The sequence below is a fragment of the Aquimarina celericrescens genome, assembly GCF_042682765.1.
Taxonomy (GTDB): Bacteria; Bacteroidota; Bacteroidia; order Flavobacteriales; family Flavobacteriaceae; genus Aquimarina; species Aquimarina celericrescens.
This window is the reverse complement of sequence record NZ_JBHUHY010000011.1, coordinates 1-25,926: the sequence shown is the minus strand read 5'-3', so window position 1 is coordinate 25,926 and position 25,926 is coordinate 1. Positions and strand designations below refer to the sequence as shown.

Annotated in this window: 30 protein-coding genes; 6 read left to right on the top strand and 24 right to left on the bottom strand. The window is 33.2% G+C overall.

Annotated features, from left to right (window positions below):
• Positions 1-2 precede the first annotated feature (2 nt).
• The 5 genes from ACFSJT_RS10965 to ACFSJT_RS10945 all read right to left on the bottom strand — a co-directional run bounded on the left by ACFSJT_RS10965 (position 3) and on the right by ACFSJT_RS10945 (position 3,293).
• Positions 3-389: a hypothetical protein gene (locus ACFSJT_RS10965; RefSeq protein WP_378320304.1), complete on the bottom strand. Its 387-nt coding sequence runs from the start codon at positions 387-389 to the stop codon at positions 3-5.
• 99 nt (positions 390-488) lie between these two features.
• On the bottom strand, positions 489-1,421 hold the full coding sequence (locus ACFSJT_RS10960) for a TolB-like translocation protein (protein WP_378320303.1): 933 nt from the start codon (positions 1,419-1,421) through the stop codon (positions 489-491).
• Positions 1,422-1,492: 71 nt separating this feature from the next.
• Positions 1,493-1,951, bottom strand: coding sequence for a GNAT family N-acetyltransferase (locus ACFSJT_RS10955; protein WP_378320302.1), 459 nt, complete (start codon positions 1,949-1,951; stop codon positions 1,493-1,495).
• A 2-nt stretch (positions 1,952-1,953) separates the two neighbouring features.
• A complete protein-coding gene (locus ACFSJT_RS10950; protein WP_378320301.1) occupies positions 1,954-2,766 on the bottom strand; it encodes an anti-sigma factor in 813 nt (270 codons plus the stop codon).
• The gene (locus ACFSJT_RS10945; protein ID WP_378320300.1) at positions 2,739-3,293 is read right to left on the bottom strand and encodes an RNA polymerase sigma factor; all 555 of its coding nucleotides are present in this window, start codon (positions 3,291-3,293) and stop codon (positions 2,739-2,741) included. The genes ACFSJT_RS10950 and ACFSJT_RS10945 overlap by 28 nt, the downstream gene beginning before the upstream one ends.
• Before the next feature lie 122 nt (positions 3,294-3,415).
• On the opposite strand from ACFSJT_RS10945, the gene ACFSJT_RS10940 reads away from it, so the two are divergent.
• On the top strand, positions 3,416-3,937 hold the full coding sequence (locus ACFSJT_RS10940; RefSeq protein WP_378320299.1) for a fasciclin domain-containing protein: 522 nt from the start codon (positions 3,416-3,418) through the stop codon (positions 3,935-3,937).
• 73 nt (positions 3,938-4,010) lie between these two features.
• Here the strand turns inward: ACFSJT_RS10940 and ACFSJT_RS10935 are convergent, their stop codons facing one another.
• From ACFSJT_RS10935 to ACFSJT_RS10915, 5 genes are all read right to left on the bottom strand, one after another.
• Positions 4,011-4,421, bottom strand: coding sequence for a hypothetical protein (locus ACFSJT_RS10935; RefSeq protein ID WP_378320298.1), 411 nt, complete (start codon positions 4,419-4,421; stop codon positions 4,011-4,013).
• Positions 4,422-4,423: 2 nt separating this feature from the next.
• A complete protein-coding gene (locus tag ACFSJT_RS10930) occupies positions 4,424-4,882 on the bottom strand; it encodes a PaaI family thioesterase (protein WP_378320297.1) in 459 nt (152 codons plus the stop codon).
• Positions 4,883-4,956: 74 nt separating this feature from the next.
• Positions 4,957-5,568, bottom strand: a complete 612-nt coding sequence (locus tag ACFSJT_RS10925) for a trimeric intracellular cation channel family protein (RefSeq protein ID WP_378320296.1) — start codon at positions 5,566-5,568, stop codon at positions 4,957-4,959.
• 31 nt (positions 5,569-5,599) lie between these two features.
• A complete protein-coding gene (locus ACFSJT_RS10920; RefSeq protein WP_378320295.1) occupies positions 5,600-5,941 on the bottom strand; it encodes a YdhR family protein in 342 nt (113 codons plus the stop codon).
• Positions 5,942-5,986: 45 nt separating this feature from the next.
• Entirely contained in the window at positions 5,987-6,409 is a 423-nt protein-coding gene (locus ACFSJT_RS10915; RefSeq protein WP_378320294.1) for a hypothetical protein, read from the bottom strand.
• A 932-nt stretch (positions 6,410-7,341) separates the two neighbouring features.
• On the opposite strand from ACFSJT_RS10915, the gene trxB reads away from it, so the two are divergent.
• A complete protein-coding gene (gene trxB / locus ACFSJT_RS10910) occupies positions 7,342-8,310 on the top strand; it encodes a thioredoxin-disulfide reductase (RefSeq protein ID WP_378320293.1) in 969 nt (322 codons plus the stop codon).
• A gap of 53 nt (positions 8,311-8,363) precedes the next feature.
• On the opposite strand, the gene ACFSJT_RS10905 is transcribed toward trxB, so the two are convergent.
• The 8 genes from ACFSJT_RS10905 to ACFSJT_RS10870 all read right to left on the bottom strand — a co-directional run bounded on the left by ACFSJT_RS10905 (position 8,364) and on the right by ACFSJT_RS10870 (position 14,899).
• The gene (locus tag ACFSJT_RS10905; RefSeq protein WP_378320292.1) at positions 8,364-9,224 is read right to left on the bottom strand and encodes a GIN domain-containing protein; all 861 of its coding nucleotides are present in this window, start codon (positions 9,222-9,224) and stop codon (positions 8,364-8,366) included.
• A 211-nt stretch (positions 9,225-9,435) separates the two neighbouring features.
• Complete coding sequence (locus ACFSJT_RS10900) at positions 9,436-9,960, bottom strand: hypothetical protein (RefSeq protein WP_378320291.1); 525 nt, start codon at positions 9,958-9,960, stop codon at positions 9,436-9,438.
• A 117-nt stretch (positions 9,961-10,077) separates the two neighbouring features.
• A complete protein-coding gene (locus ACFSJT_RS10895) occupies positions 10,078-10,869 on the bottom strand; it encodes a nuclear transport factor 2 family protein (protein WP_378320290.1) in 792 nt (263 codons plus the stop codon).
• Between the two features lie 118 nt (positions 10,870-10,987).
• The gene (locus ACFSJT_RS10890; protein ID WP_378320289.1) at positions 10,988-11,707 is read right to left on the bottom strand and encodes a head GIN domain-containing protein; all 720 of its coding nucleotides are present in this window, start codon (positions 11,705-11,707) and stop codon (positions 10,988-10,990) included.
• 49 nt (positions 11,708-11,756) lie between these two features.
• On the bottom strand, positions 11,757-13,514 hold the full coding sequence (locus ACFSJT_RS10885) for a PspC domain-containing protein (protein ID WP_378320288.1): 1,758 nt from the start codon (positions 13,512-13,514) through the stop codon (positions 11,757-11,759).
• Position 13,515: 1 nt separating this feature from the next.
• Entirely contained in the window at positions 13,516-13,851 is a 336-nt protein-coding gene (locus ACFSJT_RS10880) for a PadR family transcriptional regulator (protein WP_324180296.1), read from the bottom strand.
• A gap of 60 nt (positions 13,852-13,911) precedes the next feature.
• Positions 13,912-14,445 (bottom strand): hypothetical protein, encoded by a 534-nt coding sequence (locus ACFSJT_RS10875; RefSeq protein ID WP_378320287.1) that lies wholly within the window; start codon positions 14,443-14,445, stop codon positions 13,912-13,914.
• 1 nt (position 14,446) lies between these two features.
• Positions 14,447-14,899 (bottom strand): DUF4870 domain-containing protein, encoded by a 453-nt coding sequence (locus tag ACFSJT_RS10870; protein ID WP_378320286.1) that lies wholly within the window; start codon positions 14,897-14,899, stop codon positions 14,447-14,449.
• A gap of 153 nt (positions 14,900-15,052) precedes the next feature.
• Between ACFSJT_RS10870 and ACFSJT_RS10865 the strand changes: the two genes are divergently transcribed.
• The 3 genes from ACFSJT_RS10865 (at position 15,053) to ACFSJT_RS10855 (ending at position 16,764) form a co-directional block, all read left to right on the top strand.
• A complete protein-coding gene (locus tag ACFSJT_RS10865; protein ID WP_378320285.1) occupies positions 15,053-15,508 on the top strand; it encodes a DUF4442 domain-containing protein in 456 nt (151 codons plus the stop codon).
• A 124-nt stretch (positions 15,509-15,632) separates the two neighbouring features.
• A complete protein-coding gene (locus tag ACFSJT_RS10860) occupies positions 15,633-16,433 on the top strand; it encodes a TIGR00266 family protein (protein WP_378320284.1) in 801 nt (266 codons plus the stop codon).
• A 133-nt stretch (positions 16,434-16,566) separates the two neighbouring features.
• Positions 16,567-16,764, top strand: coding sequence for a hypothetical protein (locus ACFSJT_RS10855; RefSeq protein ID WP_378320283.1), 198 nt, complete (start codon positions 16,567-16,569; stop codon positions 16,762-16,764).
• Between the two features lie 17 nt (positions 16,765-16,781).
• Here ACFSJT_RS10855 and ACFSJT_RS10850 read toward each other — a convergent pair whose 3' ends face one another.
• The 6 genes from ACFSJT_RS10850 to ACFSJT_RS10825 form a co-directional block, all read right to left on the bottom strand.
• Complete coding sequence (locus ACFSJT_RS10850; RefSeq protein ID WP_378320282.1) at positions 16,782-17,732, bottom strand: LysR family transcriptional regulator; 951 nt, start codon at positions 17,730-17,732, stop codon at positions 16,782-16,784.
• Between the two features lie 157 nt (positions 17,733-17,889).
• Entirely contained in the window at positions 17,890-18,312 is a 423-nt protein-coding gene (locus ACFSJT_RS10845) for a DUF2141 domain-containing protein (RefSeq protein WP_378320281.1), read from the bottom strand.
• 150 nt (positions 18,313-18,462) lie between these two features.
• Positions 18,463-20,001 (bottom strand): amidase, encoded by a 1,539-nt coding sequence (locus ACFSJT_RS10840; RefSeq protein ID WP_378320280.1) that lies wholly within the window; start codon positions 19,999-20,001, stop codon positions 18,463-18,465.
• A 480-nt stretch (positions 20,002-20,481) separates the two neighbouring features.
• Positions 20,482-21,408: a hypothetical protein gene (locus ACFSJT_RS10835; RefSeq protein ID WP_378320279.1), complete on the bottom strand. Its 927-nt coding sequence runs from the start codon at positions 21,406-21,408 to the stop codon at positions 20,482-20,484.
• A gap of 188 nt (positions 21,409-21,596) precedes the next feature.
• A complete protein-coding gene (locus ACFSJT_RS10830) occupies positions 21,597-23,009 on the bottom strand; it encodes a S41 family peptidase (protein ID WP_378320278.1) in 1,413 nt (470 codons plus the stop codon).
• A 157-nt stretch (positions 23,010-23,166) separates the two neighbouring features.
• Positions 23,167-24,630: a S41 family peptidase gene (locus ACFSJT_RS10825; RefSeq protein ID WP_378320277.1), complete on the bottom strand. Its 1,464-nt coding sequence runs from the start codon at positions 24,628-24,630 to the stop codon at positions 23,167-23,169.
• Between the two features lie 688 nt (positions 24,631-25,318).
• Between ACFSJT_RS10825 and ACFSJT_RS10820 the strand changes: the two genes are divergently transcribed.
• The coding region (locus tag ACFSJT_RS10820) for an IS110 family transposase (RefSeq protein WP_378320276.1) at positions 25,319-25,926 on the top strand (608 nt) is incomplete at its 3' end.

Here is a 25,926-nt window from a genome sequence, read left to right as displayed (position 1 = left end):
GTTTAAGAAAGTTGAATTTCTGGAGGGTGATCGATGTCTACAGATATCGATTTTGGATGGAAATATTCTAATTTCCAGTTTTGTATTTGATCTGAAATAAAAGGATTAACGTTTTTTATCGAAATCGAATTGTCCTGAAAAAAAAGAGGGATAAAAGCTTCTACGATGATAGTGTTTTCAGACTTTTCTTTTGAAGGCTGAGTCCTAGTTTTCATTTGACTCATTAAATAACATTTACCGTTACAATTCAATTTTGGCCTTTTCTTATTTACGCAGTATTTTTCAACGATATAATCGATGTTAAGTTGATAATACATTACCGTGCTTATCTCCATAGCAGGACGTATGGCAAAAGCGATAAATAGAAATAAAGAGAATAGAATTCTCATGTAAACAGTTTAAATTTCCGTGCAAAATTACAAATTTGAATGCTTTTATTATGGTAAAACTTAAATAAGATGTTGTTAAAATAGTATTTTGGATTGAACTTATAATTGTATAACGCTGCTATAAATTCTGCTTAGACCGTTTTCATAAGAATTCATTAGTCCTAGAAGCTCTTTTAGATTCTTTGATTGAGTAAAATCATCTCTTATGGAATTTCTTTTACTTGTGAAATAAAGTGTTTGAGTTTTTGTATCATAAAACGGACAATAATCCATTTTATCAGAATTGATTTTGATAAGGTTTTGTGCTACAGACCACTTTCCTTCTTGATCCTTATAAGAGATATATAAATCTCCGCTACCTAATCCATTTTTTCGATTATATCCTCCAAAAATTAAAAATGATTCATCATGAGCTATGTAAGAATTATATTCATATCCTTCAGAATTAATAGTTTCGGGTAGAGAAACGGGTTCTACATATTTATTATCTTCCCATTTGCTTATGAAAATATCGTCTTTTCCTTTGGTAGAAGATGCAGTGGTACTGGTAAAATATAAATTTCCGTTTTTTGCAACAGAGGGATAAAATTCATCCCCTGCTGTATTAATTGGACTTCCAATATTTATTGGTGAAGACCAATCTGAATCGATTGAGGATCTTTCTAAATACCAAATATCATAATTTTTTGTTTCTTTTGTTGTATGCTCATTAGGCCTGTCTGAAACGAAATATAATTTTAATCCATTAGGAGAAAACATAGCTTCTAAATCTTTGTATTGACCAGAAAAAGGAGCAACTTCTGGCGCTGACCATTGGTCCTCTTTTTTTACAACTTTTATAATCGTTGAAAGTTCTCCTGCATATCCTTGCGCTGTAAAATAAATTTCATTTTGATTTGGAGATATAGTAAAATCTCTAACCGCAGGAAATTTTGAAATGATTTGTGGTAATACGGATTGAACAACTATTTTTTTTTGACTATTGATCAACTGCGGAATAATTGCTAAAAGCAGAACTGCAATTTTTTTCATAATGTATTTTGATTGATTCTTTTGGAAGATAAGTATTATGAATAAAACTGGATACTAAGATTTTGATAAAGTTAAAGATCAAAATGAAGTTTCATACCCTCGTGAGAGGCTTTAAATCCCAGTTTTTTATAAAATTGAATAGCTTCAGGCCTTTTTTTATCTGTGGTAAGCTGAAGTAAATGTGCTCCTCTTTGCTTTGCGCGATTTATAGCCCATTCAAATAGTTGATGTCCAATTCCTTTTCCTCTTAGATCTTCTCTTATTCTTACAGCTTCAATTTGTGCTCGTATCCCGCCTTGGTAGGTTAGGTATTGAATATAAGATAGTTGCAATGTTCCAATGATTTCAGAATCAATGTTTTCAAGTACTATCAACTCCTGATTGGGATCTGCGTCTATATTTTTAAAAGCTTCGGTATATGCTTTAGGAAGAGGACTTGTAAAATTTTCTCTGGTTTTTCCCAAAGAATCATTAGCAATCATTTTAATAATTACTGGAAGATCTTCTATCGTTGCCTTTCTGAAAATCATGACTAGAGTAATACATTCGATATTAAACGCTCAACAGTAGGATGATCATTTCCTCCTGCAGGTTCTATAGTGATATTAATAGATGCTGTATTCTCAATATATTTCATCGCAATCATTTGTTTATCAGACGGTATTACGCCCATATTGATCATTTCACCATCTACATCTGCCCACATTTGATAGGTTTTATCATCCTCTAATTGTGCTAAACCTTCAGAATTTAAGATTACCGTCTTCTTATCATGATTAACATAAGTAATAGCCGTAGAGCTAGGGGAAATTTCATTTCCTTTAAGCACCAACTGGATGGTGTTTGGATTATTGATTGCAGTGTACCAGGTATTAGTTTCCTTTAAATTCTCTTCTAAAGTCACTATACGATTGCGTAAATCCAGAGTTTCATCTTGTACAACCTGCAGATTGTTTTTTGAATCTTGCCATTGATTATAAAGCCATGCAGAACTTAGCATAAAAAGCACGGCAAGGCTGGCCGCAATAGTTAGATAGACAGCACTCTGATTTTTTCTATTGATAGCAATCACATTTTTATTATTGCTGGTAGTAGAGCCTAGAATATCATTCATTAATGAATCTTTTACTCTTGGTGGAGGAGCAATTGCGTTTTCAAAAGCCAATTTCTCAAAATCTTGTTCTAAGTCGGTATAGTATTGAAACAATTCCTGGTCTTCTTTCAGAATTTTTTCAACCTGAACGTGTTGATCATCTGATAGTTCTCCTAGCAAGTATTGCTCTAATATCCCTTTCTCTTTTATCGATTTCCTGTCCATCATATCATCTTTTCTATTATCACCCATAATAAAATGAGTTGTTTTTGATATGTTTCTCTCAATTTTTTTAATGCCTGTTTAACATAGGATTTAAAAGTACCAAGTGGTACATTCATCTCCTCATGTGCCTCTCGATGTGTAAGCCCATTAAAATATACCAATTCTAATGCTTTTTGATGATGTGGATCTAATGCTTTTAGTGAACCATTTAATTGTAATATGTCCAGTTTTGGTTCATTAATCTCTTTATCCTCATATACACTTAAATCTTCATTTTGGATGAGTTTAGTAGGATTTCTTAAAGAATTTAACGTTAAATTTTTTGCAACACGATACGACCAGGTAAAAAATTTACCCTTTTTTGGATCATATTGATAAGATTTTTGCCAGATTTTTAAAAAAGTTTCTTGCAAGAGATCCTGAGCTACTTCTTCATTTTTACATATACGTAGAATAACTCCGTACAACGCTCCCGAGTAACGGTCATAAATAGCAGATAAGGCTCTACTATCCTTATTCTGTAATTGCTTTATAAGCTTTAAGTCGTCTTGCATTTTGTTAGAAGAATTACTCAAATTTAAGAAAAAAATTAGCGTAGCTCATCCAAAAAGAAAAAATTGGTGTATATGAAAATGTAAAGCGCGTTTAAAATTGTTTAATCATTAAAATAAATAGTATGAAAAAGTTAGTTTTTATTGCCTCAACCTTAATGTTATTTCTATTCACACAATCTATCTCTGCTCAAAAGACAGACAACGATATTGTGGATGTAGCAGTATCTGTCGATGATTTTTCAACATTAGTAACTGCATTGAAAGCAGCTGACTTGGTAGGAGCGTTAAAAGGCGATGGCCCATTTACAGTATTTGCACCCACCAATGATGCTTTCGGAAAAATTGATTCTAAAACGTTGAATTCATTATTAGAGCCAGCAAATAAAGAAAAATTATCAGCAATACTTACGTATCACGTTGTGTCTGGTAAACTTGCCGCTGGAGATGTAATGAATGCATTAAAAAAAGGAAACGGAAAAACAGAAGTTACTACGCTAAATGGATCAAAGCTTAGCGTTATTCAAAAAGACGGTAAGATTTGGTTAAAAGATCAAAACGGAACGTACAGTGAAATTGTAAAAACAGACGTAATGGCAGAAAACGGAGTGATTCATGTAATCAGTGATGTTGTAATGCCAAAATAGTTGTTGGTTAGTTTGGATTTGAAAAAGCGCCTTTTATAGGGCGCTTTTTTAATAGGTTTACTTAATTAAATTTTTAAAATGGAAGTAAATCTGGTTCTAGATACTTTTTTCTAGCAGTAGTTGAATTGAAAATATCAAAACCATAGTGACAATCTAACAACGTTTTGAAATTATATTTTAATCTAGGGAATTCCTCAATAAAATCCTGAAAATCGTTGGAACCTGATTTTTGAGCAAAGTGATTCACAGCTTTGATCGCTGCTATGGTAACAGTTTTGTTAAATTTATTGGGATCACCATGCTTCGTCGCAAATTTCATGATTTGATCTGAAATATTTACGCAGGCTGCATCCATACCATATTTATTAATATGGATCCAAGCTAATCTTAGATGTGCTTCATGAGTAAATAGGGCAGGGTTCAAAGTACTATCAGCAAATTGTCTTTCGAACTCAGTGTCTTTTAATTTTCTGTGCCTTTCCATCTTTATTTGATTAATTTTTTATCTGTGCTGTTTTTAAGTTCTATTAATGTTAACTGCGCGGCAGCGCAGAGTTTTTCATTTCCGTCTTTAACAATATATACTTCAGAATTACAAATAGTTAAAGTCCTACCGTTTTTTAAAACATTAGATTTTCCAATTAGCAGTTCTCCATCACCTGGTGAAATTAAATTAATTTTAAATTCTACTGTCAATACAGAAGAATGTTCTTCCATTAATGAAAAAGCAGCATATCCAGCTGTATTATCGGCTACAGTGCTTATCACACCTGCGTGAAAAAAACCGTGCTGTTGTGTTAAATTAGAACTGTAGGGTACGTGGATCTCACAATAACCAGGTTGAATATCGATCAACTTGGCATCGATCAACTTCATGAAGTTTTGTCGTTCAAAACTTTCTCTTACTTTTTTCTTATAGGTAGTGAATTTAGGTTTAATTTTCATTTCATGTGCAGTGCTTATAACTAACATTCAAAAAAGTTACTTAATAATGTTTTAGTTCTTTACTTAAAAATATCTTATTTATTAACAATGAACTGTGGTAATGAAATCTTGTATTTTACTACTAGTAGTCTTATAATAATAATAAATAATGTGGTAGAAGTATATATTAAATTTTCATCAATGTTAAACATATATAATATCATAAAACAAACCCCGCCAGCAATAGAGGCAGTTGCATAAATTTCTTTTCTAAAAATTACGGGAATCTCATTACATAATATATCTCGTATGACACCACCAAAGCATCCTGTCATGGTTCCCAATGCTATCGAAACGATCGGTTCGAGTCCAGCTCTGATTCCGGTTTCTACACCAGTAATGGTAAAAATTCCTAATCCTATTGTATCAAATAGGAAAAGAGATTTCTTAAGATAATCCAGTTTATTTCTAAATATGATCGAAAGTGCAGTTACCGCTCCGATTAAATACATGACCAGGGGGTTTTGCATCCAGGATACAGGAGTGTTTCCTATAAGAGCATCTCTAACGGTACCTCCTCCGATAGAGGTTACAAAAGCAATAATAAAAATACCGAAAAGATCTAACCTTCGGTTCATTGCACTTAAAGCTCCTGATATTGCAAAAGCGGTTGTTCCCAAAATATCTAAAATATCAAAGAATGTCATGAAATTTATTTTGGGAATAAAAATAGGATATCTAACTCAAATTATTGCCCTTCCTTTCTTGTTTTGTATTTGTTCCTTTTACTTCGAAGCTAATAACGTTGATCTCTACTTTCAAAGTATCTGGTATAATACCATATTGAAGACCAATACCTTTCAAAAAGAAGTGATTAAGATAATCTCTTGCTTGAAATATATCTTCAAAGAAGTAAGTTCCACCAATGATTTTGGTTTCTGGGTTTACATAGTAATATTTAATAATTAGCCCATTTATATTAGCCATTTCATCCTTATGTTTATAAGAAATTTTATGTAACTTTTTGATTGAAAAAGTTGATTTGAACTGTACATTAATAATTGCTTTTTCTCTTAGCATCTATTTTTTGGACTATTACTTCTGGAAGCATAGATTTCTTATCATTTACTGGATACCTAGATTCATTACTATATTTCTATGTATAAAAAAAGAAACCATAATTACTATAATGGCATTACTTTTAATAAGTATACTGCTCAAAGGATAGGCATTGATACTAGTTTTTAGAGTAAATAAAGAAATGATTAAAATTGTTGAGAGTAATGTAATCAACAATACTTCTACAAAATTTTTTGAAAAAACGTACTTTGTTTTTGGGGATAAGATATCATTGGCAAACAGCAGCATATTAATAATGATATAAAGTAGGGTAACATTGTATACTTCTAAATAAAGATATTCAGTTGAGTTTGATTCTCCTGATACTACATAAATAAATAAGAATAGAGCATATAAAACCGCACTAAACATGCTTCGAATACTTAGTAACAAGCTTTTTGTTTTTTGGTTAAAATTTATCGTTTTCATATCATTTTTATTTCGTGATTTATTGAAATGTCATTAAAGGCTTGAAATTCTAGAACTAGGGAATGGTTTTAGTATCAAAATCAATCAGTAACTTTTTGTGTGGAGGTCTTTTACTCCTAAAAAAACCTGAAATAGGAGGTCCAACATCACCATCAGAGATAGTGACGAAGTTTATAGTATTTTTATGCGTCTCCTTTACTTTGAATTAGTTTTTGTTCCCCAGGACAAATGTAGATTGGGGATTAACATTTTGAAAATAAGTATGGTATACTCCTGGTATGCATTTTTTAATTACGGGTAGACAAAAGGTGAACATATAGATGTAAACGTCTGTTTTTTATGTTTAACCCCTTTTATGCATTAGAAAATCCCCGCCTGCCTATCCGAACCATTAAGGCGGGCAGGTATTACAGCTTTCAGCTAATGTAAAATATAGCACTACACTACATTTTTAAGTTTAACCGTAGTCCTTCCCCCTTGCTCAGGGTAAACTGCTATGCTCAAACTTAGAAAATGTCATATTTTATTACATCTGAAAGCTTCATCACGAAGTTCTAATGCATAAAGGGGGTTTGGCAAGTTTGGTTTATCATAAAAAATGTAATATTATTTAGTTCCTTTTGACTTTAGTAATTCTTAAGAGCTATATGGTTTTTCAATTAATAATAATGTTTCGTCAACATAAATTATTGAGTGGCTTCTCCTGGTAGTTAAGCATTCCTTAATTTATCTCCTCAAGAGAATCTACTTTTATACTATATATTCTCTCTTTTTGTAGCTTAGAAGAATTACTTTATTCAAATTTATGCAAGGGAATATTTCATTTCCGTCTTTATTTATGACGTCTATAGTCTAATAACAATTCTTAATAACTTTACTGTAAGGTTTATGATCAAATTGCTACTTTTACAACAGATAAAAACGAAACGATTATGTCTGATACAATAGAAAGAATCAAATGTCTTATTATAGGCTCAGGACCTGCAGGATATACTGCAGCGATATATGCTGCCAGAGCTGATCTTAAACCTGTTATGTATACAGGTATGGAACCTGGCGGACAATTAACCACTACCACCGAAGTTGATAATTTTCCGGGATATCCAGAGGGGATTGATGGGCCGACTATGATGGTACAATTACAGCAACAAGCAGAACGTTTTGGGACCGAGGTACGTATCGGAATGGTTACTGAAGTTAATTTTAGTAAAGAAGTAGGAGGTATCCATAAAGTTACTGTCGATAACTCGAAAGAAATTGAAGCCGAAACAGTTATCATTTCTACGGGAGCTACTGCAAAATATTTGGGATTGCCAAGCGAACAAAAGTTGCGTGGTGGAGGAGTTTCTGCATGTGCAGTTTGTGATGGATTCTTTTATAAAGGGCAGGATGTTGCTATTGTGGGAGCTGGTGATACAGCTGCAGAGGAGGCAACCTATTTAGCTAATATCTGTAATAGTGTAACTATGTTAGTGCGTAAAGACTACATGAAAGCATCCAAAGCAATGCAACATAGAGTAGAAAATACGCCAAACATTAAAGTGATGTATAATACCGAAGTTGATGAGGTATTGGGAGATCAGGTTGTTGAAGGACTGAGAATGGTGAACAATCAGACTGGTGAAAAGACTGATATAGAGATAACAGGGTTGTTTATTGCTATTGGTCACACCCCAAACACCCAGATTTTCAAAGGTCAGATAGATATGGACGATACAGGTTATATTATTACCGAAGGGAAGTCTACCAAAACGAACATTCCAGGAGTATTCGCATCAGGAGATGTACAGGATAAAGAGTATAGGCAAGCTATTACTGCAGCAGGAACAGGATGTATGGCAGCACTTGATGCAGAGCGTTATCTAGCTACTATAGAGACTAGCGAAGAAGTTTCTGCTTAGGTAAATAAGATTTAAAGCAGATAAAAAATATCCGCTTTTATGCGGATATTTTTTTAATTCAATCTCAGCTTGCTAGGCACGTAATCTATATTTTTCTTGAACAAACTGGCTTCGTTTAAAAAAACTTCTATATTGATTTTGGGCTCACCCAACAAGAAAATTTCTGATTTATCCCTGGCTTCAACCGTTATTGTTTCGTTAGTTAAAATATAACAATCACTAGAACCTTCGGCAATTACAGAGGTCTTTGCTGCACTTAATTTTTCACCATAAAAATCGGTTTCATTATCTGCTCTTACCAACATAGATTTTACTTCTCCTTCAAGTTTTGAAGATGCCTTTTGATATAAATCTACTTTAAGACTATCAGAAGTAACTATACCTTTAATCTCTGAATCATCATTAACCTGATAGATAACATCTTTTGCAGTAACATGAAACTCGGCTGAAGATTTTCCATTAGTAATACACTCTAATTTTCCAATATCTGCGGTTAGAAAAATATCTGCGTTGTCATTTACCTCTACTTTCAGTTCGCCCGAAGTAATAGCAGATAAAGACTTCAATTGTACTTTATCATAGATGATAATTCTCTTCACCTCAGAAGCATAAAAAATATCAAGATTTAATGCTTTTGCACGCCTTAGATCTTTATCAGATGTAATCAATAAAACACTATCTTGAACAGAAATTTGGATTAGATCCTGTAAATTACTATCAGCCTCGACTTTGACTTGGTTGTCACTACTTTCATCTATAGAAACCTCAAAATTATTATAGATTTCTATAGTATGGAAGCCCTCCAGATTAAATTCTTCTGTACTCACAATTTTATTGCCTTTAACCTTTTCTTTTTGGCCGTATATATTTCCTAAACATATAAACGAACATAAAAACAGCATTGAAATTCTCATATTTGTGCGAAATTTATTTTATATAACTTATTTTTTGATACTTAAGTATGATGAATTAATTATTTACAAATATAAAAGACTATTTATCCTTAGTGAAGTTACAATGATTGAAAATAAAAATCTCGATAAGAGAGATCTTGCTTTTGGGGTAGATGCTATAGATTAGCTACAATTATCTAGGTAATGTGAACGAATTTACTTTTTATCACTTTCAAAAAACTTTTTGAAAAATCATTGGGATAGCTTTTCTAAAAATAATCCAAGTTAAAAAAGACATAGTCATTAAAAACAATCCAAAACCAATGGGCAATACGCCTCCAAAAGTAAAGGTCATGCCCAGAACGAATCCCAGAAAGATTTCTGGTAAATGAACTCGTGTGAAGAGAGCGATTAAAACAGGAGCCCAAATAGCATATTGTAGAATGTTTTCTAATCCAAATTCCCAAAAAACAGACATTAAGATCCCAAAAAATAGAGATGCAAGAAAGCCTTTCGCAATTCTAGAAGGATCTCTATCATTGATTTTCTTATTTATCAAAGAAATGAGAAGCCAACTAAGCAATGGTATTGTCAATAATCCCCACCAATTTGATATCCCAGGAAGATCTTCTCTTGCTAGTACATAATGAGTAGTTACACCTCCATGAAAATACTCCCATAAAATATGTAATCCTACAAGAGAGGTTATCAGTATAACAAATGATATTTTATTTTTTAAAATTTTTTGTATCATCATTTTTTTAAGATTTTATAGCTTTGAGTCTTTGATAATGTATAATGCGAGTTAAAAGATTGAATACCTTTTAAATACGTCTAACAGAAACAAAAGAAGCGATGTAATTAGCACAGTGTTTTATTTTACCTTTTTAGCTTCCTCGACTATATTTCCGTTCTCCCTGACGATAAATTTGATGACTTTATTATTTACATCTTTTATAAACTCGAAAGTAAGAGGGCTCTGTTTATGAAAAAACAAACTTTCTGACTGGGGATATATCGTAGCCTGCATCTTCTCAGCATTTATTTCTAGAAGGTTATCTTTTTTAGAAACGGTGACCGTTCCTGTATCTGGAGCTTGATAGGTGCCGATATACTGCATTAAGATATTATCAGTTAGTGAGGCTTCTTTTTTATTGGTATTCTGAGGCGCATGTTGGTGGTCATAACTCAAAACACGGGTCATTTTCCATTCGTCGTTTTTATGCTGCCAAACAGGGGTGAATTTGGCAATTTCAGTAAGTACTTCTTTTTTTCCTTTTTCAGTTACAAAAAATTTATGATTGCCATTTATGATTGCTCCATAATTGTTTAAAGGATATATATGTACACTTCCTTCTACTACTTCTCTGCGCACTCTTGGATTTTTGGTGCCGCACAAACCGGTTTCTACTGACTTCATCATTTGGGATAGACCAGAGGTTAGCCCGCCTTTATCATGATAAAATTCAAAATCCTCAATAAAGAAGGTTCTGAATTTATCTAGATCGCAAGTATTATAGGACTCCCAAAACTCATTGTCTAGCTTTAAAATGGTAGTTTCTAAGTTTTGGTTATCTGTATTTGATTGTGAGTTTATTAAATGACTAGAAAATAAAGTGAATATAAAAGTTAAGACAATACTTTTGAAATTGATTTTTGATATCATGTTTATGTTTTTTGATTGATTGAATTGATGAAAAATACTGTCTGAAAAGTTATGATTGATTGGTTAGTGCTTTTCAGACAGTTTTGGTTGGTTATCTTATGATTGGTTAGATTAGATTTTAATGTCTTCTTACATTACCGCCAGAGTTATCTACTTCAGACACTTTTTCTGGTTGACCATAGTATACCACATCGGCACCACTGGTTGCTTTACCGGTAAACTCATTTTTCGCATGGATTTTTATGGATGCACCGCTAGTAGCTTTGGCTTCAGATACTAGGCTAAGCAGATCTTTTGCTCTAATATCGGCTCCACTCGTTGCACTTGCTTTATGGTTATTCACTTTTCCTGTTAGGTTGATCATAGCGCCACTAGTTACAGAACTATTTACAGTTTCTGCTTTTATATCTAATTTTATATCTGCGCCACTGGTCGCACTCAGAGAAAGCTCTTTTTGTACCACTGGTTCTTGAGCCGATATGCTTGCTCCACTATTGACTTTTAATTGCGTTAATTTATCATAAGAAACAAACACATTTTTTTCGTCTGCCCAGTATATATTTTTATCTGCTGTCACATATAACGTATTTTCTTTTACATATACCTCGATATGTTCATGAAGATTCTTGTTGGCTTCTACAATTACTTTTGTTTCTTGGTTTTTTACCAAGATTACATCTAATCCTCTACTTGCCTTAATGGCATCAAAGTCTTCGTTGATAACTCTTTCTTTACGAACTACTTCTCCTTCTCCTTTGATTCCGTCAAAAGCAATATTGCAAGAGCAACAGGCAGCAGATAAACAAAGGGTTACTAAAATTTTTGCTAGTGTGGTCATGATTGTTTTGTTTTAATGTGTTATACTATTCGATTTTTGATTTGATTTTTTAATTTTCGGTTTTAATTTCTATACCGTTTTCGTCTATTTTTATATCTACTTCTTCACTTTTTAGTTGAACGCCATCTTCGTCAATTTTAAGATTAGTGTCCTTATTGTCTGAGTTGATATTAATTTTCACATCATCTTCATCTTCCCACTCGTTATATTTCCACTCATTACTATTATCTTTTTCTGGGCAATTTTTACAGTCTAACTTTCCATCTATTACTTGAATATACTCACCCTCATTACCATCTATAGTAACATAGTCATCGTATTTCCAGGAATTATTGTAACCAGATGTATTATCCTCTGCAAATAGCGTAATTCCTTCAGGAAGGGTGAGTATTATATTGATCTCCTGATCTCTATATTTATTAGTGTAGTCTGTAATTGCATACCCATCTAATAAAAGTGTTTTTCCATCGACTTCATACGCATATTTTAATTCTTCAGCTCGTTTTGAAGCTTCTTCATACGATCTACCTTCTGCTTTCTTTTCTATAACAATACTTACAGCAGAATCTCTTTTTGAAGTTTTGAGATAAAGTTCCACATCTTGAATTACAATTAGTCTGTTTCCTTGTTCGTCTCTTTTGATTTTGTAATCATTTCTATGATTAAGATACTTCACATAACGTGTATTTCCTTGCATTTTTATATTTACCGTATCACTACTGTAGAAAGGCAACATTTTTTCTTCGGTGATTACTTCTGCATCATACGCTTCTAATGTAGCTTGTCTTAAACCTATAACGGTTAAACCAATTAATGCCATTATCCAAACGCCTAATAAACCAAGTTTAGCAGGTGTTCCTATCGATTTTAGATTATTAATTAGAATTTTTAATCCTAGAATGAATAGGAAGAAAAATGGTATTCCTACAGCAAAGAAGGATAATAATGAAATTAACCAAAGAGGAACTTCTGGATGACTACCAACTTCAAAATATTCTACCCATGGCATATCCATGAATCCAAATGTACCAAGTGTAAACAATCCAATAAATAAACTAATTAGAGTAATACCAGCTGCGATGATTAGAATGACACCAATAAACTTCACAAAAATCTTTAGGAGAAACAACAACACATCTCCCAAGGCTTCAAAAAAAGTTGTCGAGCTACTTTTTACTTTGTTACTATATTTTTGATAATCTACGTTTTTTACAGTATCTGCTACACCATCAAAACCCTCTTTAATTTTTTTTTCGATGTTACTAATGTTAACAGCTTCACCTTTCATTGCCAAAAAATCGGCAGTGGTTTTTGCTTCCGGCACAAAAATCCAGAAGGCTATATAGATGAGTACAAAGGCACCACTGGAGAAAATAGTGAACAATATCCATGCTAATCTTATCCAGATGGGTTCTATCCCTAGATAATGTCCCAATCCAGAACTTACTCCTCCTACATAAGAGTTGGTCGTATCTCTGAATAATTGTCTGGATGATTTTGTTTTTTGATAGGTGGCTTTTGGCTCATCTTCAAAGATTTCCTCATCTAATCGATAGTCTTCAGGTTGTCCCATGATAGCGATAACTTCGTCTACTTCTTTGACACCGATAACCTGTCTTTCATCCTTTATTTTTTCACTAAACAATTCTGCTATACGAGCTTCAATATCTGCAATAATTTCATCCCTTCCCTGAGAATCTGTAAAGGAACGTTTGATAGCATCAAGATAACGTTGCATTTTTAGATAAGCATCTTCATCTATGTGGAAAAATATACCTGCTAAATTTATATTAACTGTCTTGTTCATTTTACTTCTTTTTTTGTTTAGTTACCACGTTTACAGCGTTTCTTAATTCGTCCCAAGTGGTATTTAATTCTTTTAGAAACAATTTTCCTGTTTCTGTGAGTCCGTAGTATTTACGTGGTGGTCCAGACGTAGATTCTTCCCAGCGATAGCTAAGCAATCCGGCATTTTTTAACCTGGTGAGTAAGGGGTAAATGGTACCTTCTACCACAAGCATCTTTGCATCTTTTAGGGTTTCCAAAATTTCTGCTACATAGGCATCATCGTCCTTTAGGATAGAAAGTATGCAATATTCCAGAACACCTTTGCGCATTTGCGCTTTTGTGTTTTCGATCTTCATAAAACTAATTTTTAAAAGTTAAACTGTTCATTTTTTGATTGATGATTAATGATTGATGAATTATTTAAATATATATTGATCAGTGAGTACGACACCAGCAACAAAGACCGATGTTAAAAGATAATTGATTAAGTTAAATTTTATAGTGTACTTCTGTTCTTTTGATATTTTGATGATTAGAAAAAGCAAAGTGAAACATACCAATAATGGTAAAATCCAATATCCAAGTCCTAACCAGGCGCTAATACGAGCTTCATCATTTGGATGTATAATTGAAATTATCATAGCCATAAACCTCATATAGAAACCAAAGAATAAAAATGGATACAAATATGTATTGTTTGTTTTTCTAATGATATAAAAAAATACAAATGAAATGACAATTGTGAATATTGGTCCGGCTGCACTTACGAGTTGTTGGTGCCAGGGATTTGCATATTCTCCTTCTGCCAAAAATGTTGAATTTAATGTCATCTTCATAGGATATCCTAAGAGTTCTCCTGCTACTAAATGTGCCAATTCATGAAAAAAGAATGAAGACACAACAGCAACTGCAGTTATTAGAATATATTTTATGTTAATAGATAACTTCATTTTATTTTATAAATCTTATTGTTAATGGATATCTATATGCTTCTCCCTTATTAGCCTTTATTGCTGCAGATATAATGAAAACTATTTCCAGAAAAAAACCTACCAAAGCAATTATTCCTACAAAAGAAGCACCTATTAACGTTCTAAATCCTCCAGGTTCAGAAATATTAATATGTAAATCATCAAAATGAACGATATCGTAAAAAGAAGCATCTCCAAAAAGGTTAAAAACAAAAAACGGAATAGAGAGCATCCCCAAAATAATAGTGTATAATAAAATACTTAACTGAAAGTTAATTGCTTCTTTACCATGTCTGTCTATAAATTCTGATTTGTCTTTGTTTACTGTCCATAATAATATGGGAATAATGTAATTGCCAAAAGGAATTATATATCGAGAAAATATTCCTAAGTGCATAAACGTCGCAATATTTTTATAGTTGTTATCTAACATTTTTAAAAGTATATAATAGTTTCTTATGCAAATATATGTTTAAAAAAAGGTATTATGCAAAACATAGTACCATAATTTAACATATATTTAAGATTTCATGCAACTCACATGAATTTTAGTTTTGCCTATATTGTGGTACTAAAAAGCTAAAAAATGAATATAACTCCCGGGAAACTTAATACCTTCTTATTGTTTAAATTACCATCTGCTTGGATTTGTGGTGTACGAGTAATAAAAATTGATAGAACAAGCTGCACGGTTACCGTAAAACATCGGTGGATCAATCAAAACCCGTTTAATTCTATGTTTTGGGCGGTACAAGGTATGGCAGCCGAACTAACTACTGGTGCGATGGTTACCGATTATATACGTAACAGTGGAAAAAAAATATCCATGTTAGTTGCAAATAATAATGCCACTTTTACCAAAAAAGCTACTGGTAAAATTACTTTTGTTTGCAATGATGGCCATTTGGTTGAAGATGCCATAAAAAAAACTATCGAAACAGGAGAAGGACAGACGGTATGGATGAAATCTATTGGGACCAATAGTGACGGAGTGCAAGTATCTACCTTTAATTTTGAATGGACTGTTAAAGTAAAAAATTGATACTACACTAAATAATGAGATGTAACATTTTGTAAAAATTGTTTACATATACTGTGACTATTCATTAATAAAACACATTAATAAATTTTCGTCTACACGGAAATGATACAAAATAATTCTTATTATGACAGCACACGAAATCGACTACAAGATCATTGGTGAAGAAATGCAATACGTTGAGATAGAACTTGATCCTCAAGAGGGAGTAATTGCAGAAGCAGGAAGTTTTATGATGATGGACGATGGTATAAAGATGGATACTATTTTTGGGGATGGCTCGGCAAAGGATCAAGGAGTTCTTGGAAAAATCTTTGGAGCAGGTAAGAGACTTTTAACAGGAGAAAGCTTATTTATGACGGCTTTTTACAATCAGGTATTCAGTAAGAAGAGGGTTAGTTTCGCCTCTCCTTATCCCGGTAAAATCATTCCCATAGATTTAACTAATTATGGAGGTAAATTTATTTGTCAGAAAGATGCTTTTTTGTGTGCGGCAAAAGGAGTCTCTATAGGGATTGAATTCTCAAGAAAGCTAGGAAGAGGGTTATTTGGCGGAGAGGGGTTTATCATGCAAAAACTCGAGGGTGATGGTATGGCGTTTGTACATGCAGGAGGAACAACTGCACGTAAAGAATTACAAGTGGGAGAGAAATTAAAGATCGATACCGGCTGTATTATAGGTTTCTCAAAAGGGATTAACTATGATATCGAGTTTGTTGGCGGAATAAAAAATACCATTTTTGGTGGTGAAGGACTATTTTTTGCAACCTTAACTGGACCTGGAGTGGTATATGTACAATCCCTACCTTTTAGCCGACTTGCAAATCGCGTTTTGGCGCTGGCACCAAGAGCCGGTGGAAAAAGTAAAGGAGAAGGTAGTATTTTAGGAGGTTTAGGAGATCTTCTGGATGGCGATAACAATTTTTAACTGTGTTAAATAAGCGCCAAAGGACTATTTTTTTGGTTTTATTTACATATATTAGCATAGACAACTTTAAAAAACGTAAGCTTATTCCTACAAATTACTCGTTAAAATTAACATTCTAAACCCCTATTAATTTATGGCAAGAGCAATGTTTGATTACACCAAAACGGTACTTAAAAAAGTAAGTTTTGATGTTAATCTTTTTACAAAGGAAGTTCTTAAAGCACTAAACAGATTACTTCCACACGAGATTGAAGAATTGAAAATTTGGATTCAATCACTGACAATTAAACAACCAGAATTACAATCTTGTTTAATTTATTTAAAAACATAGTAAAAAAAAGCGACTTTTTAGTCGCTTTTTATTTTTGTAAGCGGACTAATAATTTGAACATTCTGAAATGCAATCGCACCTTTTATAACTCCAGCAATTGTGGAATGTAAAGCTTCAATAATTTGCATCTTTAATTCACTCTTATTAAAAATCAGACTTACTTCTCTTGCAGGCGATGGCTCATTGAAATAATGGAGATTCCCTTTTTCACTATCCTTTATATCTAGCGTATGTAAATAGGGTAGAAGTGTCATTCCTAATCCCTCGTTTGCTAACTTGATTAGAGTCTCAAAACTTCCACTTTCTAATTGGAAATGATCCTCATCATAGCTTTTTTTGGTTTTACAAAGATTAATAATTCCATCTCTAAAACAATGACCATCTTCTAGTAGCAGCATATCATCAATATCTAGATCGGTAATGTCAATTTTTTTCTTTTGATTTAATCTATGCGTAGAAGGAATATATCCTACAAACGGCTCATAATAGAGAACACGCTCTTTGATACTTTCATTTTCTAAAGGAGTAGCAGCAATTGCAGCATCCAAATGACCATCTTGTAGGCGTTCAATGATAGCCTCTGTATTAAGCTCTTCTATTTTTAGTTTAACTTTTGGATACTTTTTAATAAAATTATTGAGGAACATTGGCAATAGCGTAGGCATTACAGTAGGGATTACTCCAAGTTTAAATTCGCCACCAATAAATCCTTTTTGCTGGTCTACAATATCTTGTATACGTTCACTTTCGTTTACAATATTTCTGGCCTGTTGCACTAATTGTGCACCAACTTCTGTAAGGGCTATTGGTTTTTTGCTACGGTCAAAAATAAGAATATCCAATTCTTCTTCTAGTTTTTGAATTTGCATACTTAAAGTAGGCTGAGTAACAAATGTTTTTTCTGCCGCCTTGGTAAAGTTTTTATGCTCTGCTACCGCGAGAACATATTTGAGTTGTGTAATGGTCATTTGTTGTTTTTAGGGCAACAAAAATATGAAAGCTATCGATAATACTTATTAATTTTTTACTAAAAATTCATTTTATCTATCAAAGAGTTGAAAAAAAGAAAAGAACTGTACCGGTAAAGTACAATTCTTTTTTTTGATTTAGGATTGTTACCTATTCTTACATTCTAATTTCAAGTTCTAAGTCCTCAGAACCTACTTCAAATTTTGCATCATTCCACATTGGAGGCCCATAACTCATGTTGTTATTTGATACTCCGTAGCTTTCTTTGGGCATGCCATTTTCCTCAAAATCCATTCTGTTATTTCCATTTTTATCATGAAAACATGAGATGGCAAAAACTCCTTCCGGGACATTTTTGAAGCTAATTGTTGCAGCTCCATCTTGAATACTGCTTTTTTCGCCTTTTAAAGGAGCAGCTTTCATGAACGTATTTTCATCATACAAACCAAAAAGTATTTCACCTTCAGAGCTGGTTACATTAGGTACGGTTACCGTTATAGTAATACCTTTGATTTCTTCTTGTGCCTGGATAAAAAAGTTGGAGATGAACATGGCTACTAATAATGCTAGAGTTTTCATATGCGTATAATTTTATAGTTATTTGATTTTTGATGATTCAAATATCTATAAAACCCTACGCTTTTAATGAAGCTTTTTACCCAATTGTAGAAATTTGGGGATGAAATGTCAAATGCTATATTTTTAATGAATGTTGCCTTTTGTGAGAACTTATTGCAAGTTAGGTGCTCTTCTATGTTTTGTTCCTTGTTCATAAGAGTAAGTCAATCGAATCAACGTTGGCTCATCGTACATCCTACCCAAAAACTGTAATCCGGCTGGTAAGTTCTTATTGGTATAACCCATTGGAACTGTGAAAGCCGGCTGCCCAGTGTGTGGGCTTATGATCTGACTGTTATCTCCTTTGTATTCCTGCTGGTAGAAATCAATCCTGGCAGGTGGATGATTCCAGGAGGGATACACAATAGCGTCTAACTTTAAAGAGTCCATAACCTTTTCAATGGCCTCACGAAATGCAATACGCTTAGAATCCTTGTAAGCACTTAAGCATGGAATTTCAGGGTTTTCCCATCTACCATTGTTGGCTGCATTCCTTTCAAGTCTATCTCTGGCAAAATCAGAATTGGTTCCTGCTCGTATAATGCTCTCGATCGATTTCAAAGAATCACTTTGTACATAGTTGGCGAGAAAATCTTCGATATCTTCGCGGAAGGATGCACACCATTGGTTTTGCCTTACTATCGAAAAATCAGGAATTACCACAGGATCAATTACTGTGGCGCCTAGTGAATCCAAATGATAAAGAGCCTTTTCAAACAAAGCTTTAATTTCAGGATGTGGATCATCATCACTTAACTCCCTGAGCACACCTATTCTAGCACCTACAAGCCCGTCATTTAAGAGAAACTCACTATAGTTGGCAGGTACTTTGCCTTGTGAGTTTTTGGTAATTGGATCCTTGGGATCATATCCTACCATAACCTCCAACACTTTGGTAGCATCTTCAACCGTTCTACACATGGGGCCAACAACATCGTTTCTTAAATAAAGAGGTACAATAGCACTTCTACTTACGAGTCCCAATGTAGTTCGAAAACCGACCAAAGCACAATGAGAGGAAGGCCCTCTTATAGAGTTTCCGGTATCAGTTCCAAGTCCAATTGTACCAAAATTGGCGGCAACAGAAGCTGCTGTTCCACCACTTGAGCCTGCAGGAACATAAGTAATATTATATGGGTTTCTTGTCGTTCCTGCTGTCGAACTTTCAGTATGCATTGGGCTAAAGGCCCATTCGGCCATATTCGATTTGGCAATGAGTATTGCACCGGCCTCAACGAGCTTTTTTATTATCAAAGCATCCTCATCCGGAATATAGTCTTTTAATGCCAGCGCCCCGGCTGTAGTTGGAAGTCCGGCAGTATTAATGTTGTCTTTTACGATGATCGGAATACCGTGCAAAGGACGCAGGATTCCTGTTTTCTGATATTCTTTATCCAGCTGGTTAGCAATGTCAAGCGCTTTTGGATTTATTGTTGTAATGGAGTTTATAGTGCTATCTATATCTTCAATTCTATGCAAATAGGCCTTAACCAATTGATTACTAGTATAAGTTCCTTCTTGATAAGCCCGGTGTATTGCAGCTATGGTCAGTTCTGATACGTCAATAGTTTCTATGGGTTTTGATTGTTTGCATCCCATAAATCCAACTACTAAGAGTAGGACTACAAATAATACTTTTGATTTAGTCATATTAAAAATTAGCTATAATGATAGGCTATGAGAAGTTGCGTGGGTTAGTACTTAACTTTACAAGTACCTACCATGCTGAAAATTTCAACAGAATTTTCAGGGTAGGCGAGAACAAGCAATTACTTATAGCCTTTTTGTCTTTTGCACAAGATAGTAAAAACCTAACATTGATTTAATTTGATTAGGGTATTGTTTAACCATTTTAAAGTATGCAAGGTAGCCACTCTAATTGCCTACAATCAAAAACATACTTGAAATTTACTAGAGATACCGTGCAAAGTCAAGTAGGTGCAGTAGTTGCCTCTATTTTAGGATTAAGATCAATTCTAAGGCCTATAATAGGGTGTTTAGAACAACTTTATGTCCATAACATATTACAATATAACCAACACAAATCATCGCTTACATCGAAGATGTGGAGTCCGATAGTTACTTTTTAAGGAGTTGCGCAAGGGTTACCATTGTTGTATACAGTTTTTATTAGTTCAACATCCAATTTATCAAGTCATTTGTATCTACGATGGCCCAACTATGAGGATGTCGCTCTCCATTCGATCTGTATCCTTTATTTTTTGTTGGAATGTACTCAACATACTCATATCCCTTCTCTGCTAGGTTTTCAGATAATTTTTTAATGTAAAAAGCGTTCATTTCCTCGTAATCAACCATTCGATGTTCTTTCCACCAAAGAGTATCAGGTTCTGTATAAAGTCTAATTTTAGTCCTTTTTAATTTCTTCAGGTTAGAAGTGTTTTCAGTAATAAATGTAAACACAGATTTGTCCTCATAATTTTCAATATCATCATAGGGATTTCCTAAATTACTTCCTAAAGTTTCTAACAACCAAGTGCTTTCTTGAATGGAAGGTTCTGAAAAATTTCGTTCTATATTTTTTTCTGAAGATTTATACAATGCGACTAAATCTATTGGTGAATCCACTATAAACACTCCTTTTGGGGCGATGTAGAATTGTTTCATACCGACTATGAAATTGCTTATTAAAAGGCTTACAACTCCACCACTTGAAAAGCCACCGATATAGATATTATCGGTTGGTAACTGATTTTCTACAATTATATTCTGTAAACTTTTTGCAAGTTTATGTTTTTCATTTTCCTCAAGCCATAATTTCTGATTAAAATTGGACATTATAACAGCAATATTGTTTTTTCTTGCAATATCAAGTATTTTGAATTCTCTCTTAATGTCTTCTGCACCTTCGGGATAGCCTCCAAATAGAATTAAAACAGCTTTGACCTCTTTCTTCGGTTTATAAAGTTCATAATCTTCTTTTATGATTTCCGTAAACGTTAACTTTTCAGAAGTTGTTTTTTTTTCTTGTTTGTTTTGTTTACAGGAAAAAAATACAATAAAAATTAAAATTAATATTATTGATGTTCTTTTCATTCGTCAAATTGTGTACAACGGTCTTCTTTACTCTACCACCGTATATTTTTTAGTTATCTAACTTTACTAAGAGACAAGAGCCGAATTTTTAAATTTTACTATTTATTTTATTTTTATAAAATCGTCAAATTTAAAAATTTGGCGACTTTATAAAAACGCTCAAACCTTTTTGTTAGCAACGATTTGAGCTATTTTTTATATGTATTGTTAGCCATAGATTTTTTTATCAATTCGTTAGTGAAATTTATGACTTTATCTTGGTTATTTATTTCTTCCTCAATTGAATTTTGTACAAAGTGATCTGGTTTTATACCGTGACCATCATTTTCAAAATCGACATTCATTTTCCAAAGAACGTAAGGAATAAAAACTAATACCTTGGAATTAGGCAAACCTATAATTAACCAATCTCCACTCGTATTTTGTACTTTGTTCCCTCCGGTTTCATCGCCTATAAAAGTGGCTTTTCTATGTTGTTTAATAAATGAAGCGAACTCAGCCGCTGCAGACAAAGTGCTCCCATTCACCAAAATATATAACTTACCTTTAAAATTATTTTTTTCTGGCTTTGTTCTTTTCACCCCATCAGTTCCTGCTATAGCCCGATAATATCCATCGGCTCCTTTTTTCTGTGCCCAGCTTGATATGTTTTTTTGATATTGACTAATCTCGGGAATTATAGAAGTGTCCCAGTCTTTGTGTAATCTATAAACATCATCATAGAATACAAATTCTTGTCCGTAGATATACGAAATAAGCTCTTCTACAGATTCCGTATGACCGCCTCCATTATTTCTAATATCTATAATCAGGTGGTTGATATTTTGTTTCTCAATTTCTTTGAATAAATTTTTAAGCTTTGATGAGTATTTGGCTTTTTTGAGAGGTTTTAAATTGAACGTTTCTACTTTTAGTGTAGCGATGGAATCCTTGATTGAAAATTCTACGCTTCCAGTATCGAAAAGTTCATCTGTTTTATGACTGAATTCCCCAAAAGGTATGTTTTTTAACGTGATTTCTTTTCTTGTTGTGCCATCTAGAATTACGAGTTGTGTTTTAGGTCTGCTTCCATAATGCAGGGCATAGGTTCTACCAAAATTGTAAATTAATTCCTCGGTTGGTTGAGTAATATTATTACCATCCCTTTCTTTATATCTCAAAAGCTGATTAAATGCTTCATCAATAGCTATTCCATCAATAGACAGTATTTCTCTTTGAACGATTTCTTGGTTTTCAGCATCTGTGATATAGAACTTATTGTTGTCCTTATAAATTTTGAAAGAAGGCATTAAACAATCTGTACCTATCTGTTCTGGATTTATGTGAAACCAGGTGTGACCATTTTTTATAAGTGTATTAAGTTCATTGAGTTTTTTGAAAAATTCCAAAGAAGAAGCATTGCTTAGATTCTTCTTGGTTTCCGAATACCATTGCTCAAATTCTTCTTTTGTCGTATAGGCATATAGTCCTGTATGATATGCTTCAAGGTTGGCTTTTAGAACATCAAGGTCTTTTATCAATAATTCCTTATCAATTTTCTTTTGACCTAGAATTGTATTGGATTGAAGAAAAAGAATTAGTAAAAGAAGTATTTTATTCATTGATGCTTATTTTTTAATTTATGGCTAACGGTTAGTATATGCAAAGCAGGCGATTTCAGGCTTCAAACTTATCAAGCCGTTGCAATTTTGAAGCGGGCTACAAATCACTAAATTGATTACAATCACGCCTATTTTGTATATGCATTGTTGCCACACGTTATTCCTTGTTTATTTGTTTTGTCACATAATCCAACTGACTGTCTTTCCCATCAATTAAGTCCTTTATTGTTAGGGGGATTTCAATATCAGGCAATATTCCACTCCCTTTCTTTATAGTTGTATCTTGGGTATAGCGACTTATTTTGACAAACGAAATCAGTACTTTAATTTTTGAATTTGGCAATGTATAAATTATTGGATATCCACCTGTTTGCGTATAATACCCTCCACCTGTCTCCTCTCCAATTAATGTGATGCCTTGATTTTTACAGAATAGAGCAAAGCTAGAACCTGCTGAAAAAGTTTTACCTCCAATCAACACATAAGTTTTTCCTTTAAACCCTTTTTTGTTTGGAATCATTAATTGTTGGTTCTCGTCAATCATTGATACCCATTCGTTTTCTTTCCTTAAAGCGTTCTGGTAATACTTTTGAAAAAATGTTTCAAACGTATATCCGTTCACTAAATTTTGACTGTAATTTACTTCTGGAAGGCTAGAAGTTATAACGCTTGATGACTTCTGTTGCTTAAATGGCTGATGTGCTATGTATGAAAAAGCGGCAATACTATTCAATGGATATCCTCCGTCATTTTGTCTGATATCAATAATGAGATTCTCAACCTTTTTCCGATTAATATTTTTAAAAATATTCTTTAGTTCCGATTGAAATTTCTCAACATCCACCTGGAAGGAATTCATTTTTAGAACGGCTGTATTTAGTGAATCAATAAAATATACGAATGGTACTTTTTTGCCTATTGTGTTTTTTGCAAATTCAAGTTTGTTCGCAGCTTTATGATATATTGAAAAATATGAGTTTCTATTCACGAATCTACCCCCGATACTTTCAAATGATTGACTATTAATATTCTTTGTGAGCACCTCGTTTGAAGGTGTTTTATATGTTACTTGGTAGGCATCTTTAGCGCCAAACTCGTAAAAATGTAAGATACCAAATTCACGTTCTATTTGTCTGTCTTTTTTACTTGTATTGAAGCCATCTGAAGGTGCATATTTTAGGAACATCTGTCTTAATTCTGTCCCTTTGATATTATCTATGGAAAGTATTTCCGAACCTATTGGAATTCCAAAATCCTCTGTGTCAGTGTAAAATTTTTCATCAACTATTTTAAGTATTAGAGGAAATAGTTTAGGTACTGAATCAAGTTGCGGACGCATTACAATTAGGTGTCCATCACGAACATAGTCGGTTAATTCAGTAATGGATTTATATAAATCACTGCTATTTTCAATGTTTGGTATTTTAGTATTTTCAAAATTTGAAAATAGGCTATCCCATTCTGACTGGGAAGTATATTCATATAGTCTTGGATAGCCTTTAGTTAAAACATTTTTTAAAATGGTGTAGTCTTCAATTATTTGTTCTTTTGTCAACACAGCTTGACTGAAAACTAAAAAAGGACAGAAGATTATTAGAAATATTAAGGCTTTTATTTTCATTTAATGTATGGTACCGTGTTCGTGCATGGTTAGTTGCGTTGGCTAGAACTAAATTAGTAAAATAGAACGAACCAGAGGAAATTCCGAAGGAATTTCCAAGTAAGAGAGAACCAAGCAATTAATTATACACCTCTTAAGTTTACAATTCAATAAATTAGAGTATTAATCAGAAAGAACAAAAGAGAGAAATAAGGTTAGTATACACGGTGAAGCTTTAGACTTCGGCAACATTGATAACCCTCTCTCTTTTACTACTAAGATTTCGTTCAGTTCTGTGAGTATAAAACTCGATTTCAAGTTGTTGAAACGTANTTGAAAAAAAATCTAAGGATCATCTCTAGAAACTTAAAAATCTTAGGTAATTTCTCTTAAATAAGTAGAAACAAATCTAAATTTACTTAGACCTACGGATTTAAGGTGTAAACTTGCGGTAGTGGGATTTGAGTGCTAACTCGAACCGCGATTGCTTATACACCTCTTAAGTTTACAATTCAATAAATTAGAGTATTAATCAGAAAGAACAAAAGAGAGAAATAAGGTTAGTATACACGGTAAAGCTTTAGACTTCGGCAACATTGATAACCCTCTCTCTTTTACTACTAAGATTTCGTTCAGTTCTGTGAGTATAAAACTCGATTTCAAGTTGTTGAAATGTCAGTAGCTCGTTCTTTCCAAATTTCAAGTTGTTATGAATAAATATAGGGAAATTTATGGAATAGACATTAGTAAAAATGTCTTTGACGTTTATGGTTCCAAAGCAGGTTTCAGTCAGTTTACCAATGATGGACAAGGATTTAAAAACTTTGTAAAACAGTTGCCGAGATCATCTTTGGTAGTAATGGAAGCTACGGGCTATTATCATTATCGTTTGGCCCAGTATTTACACAACAAAGGTGTTTTTGTGTCTGTGGTCAATCCGTTATCGGTAAAGCGATTTATCCAGATGAAATTGGCCAAGGTCAAGACCGATAAAAGTGATGCCAAAGCGATTTGTGGGTATGGACAAATGAATGATGTTCTGTTATATAATGCCTTAACTGATATCCAGGGTGAGTGCTTGCAACTGTTCAGGTTAGTGGATAGTTACCTAAAACACAGAACAGCCACCAAGAACAAGTTGAAGGGCGAAGAAGTATTGGGAGTTCCGTCCAAGTTTGTCTATCAGTCATTAAAGCGTAATATAAGACACTTGAACAAAGAAATAGAGGCTTTAGAGTCTCGATTATTGGAACTAGTAAAACAAGACCAACAACATCAATTAACGTTATTAAAAAGTATCCCAGGTATGGGCGTAAA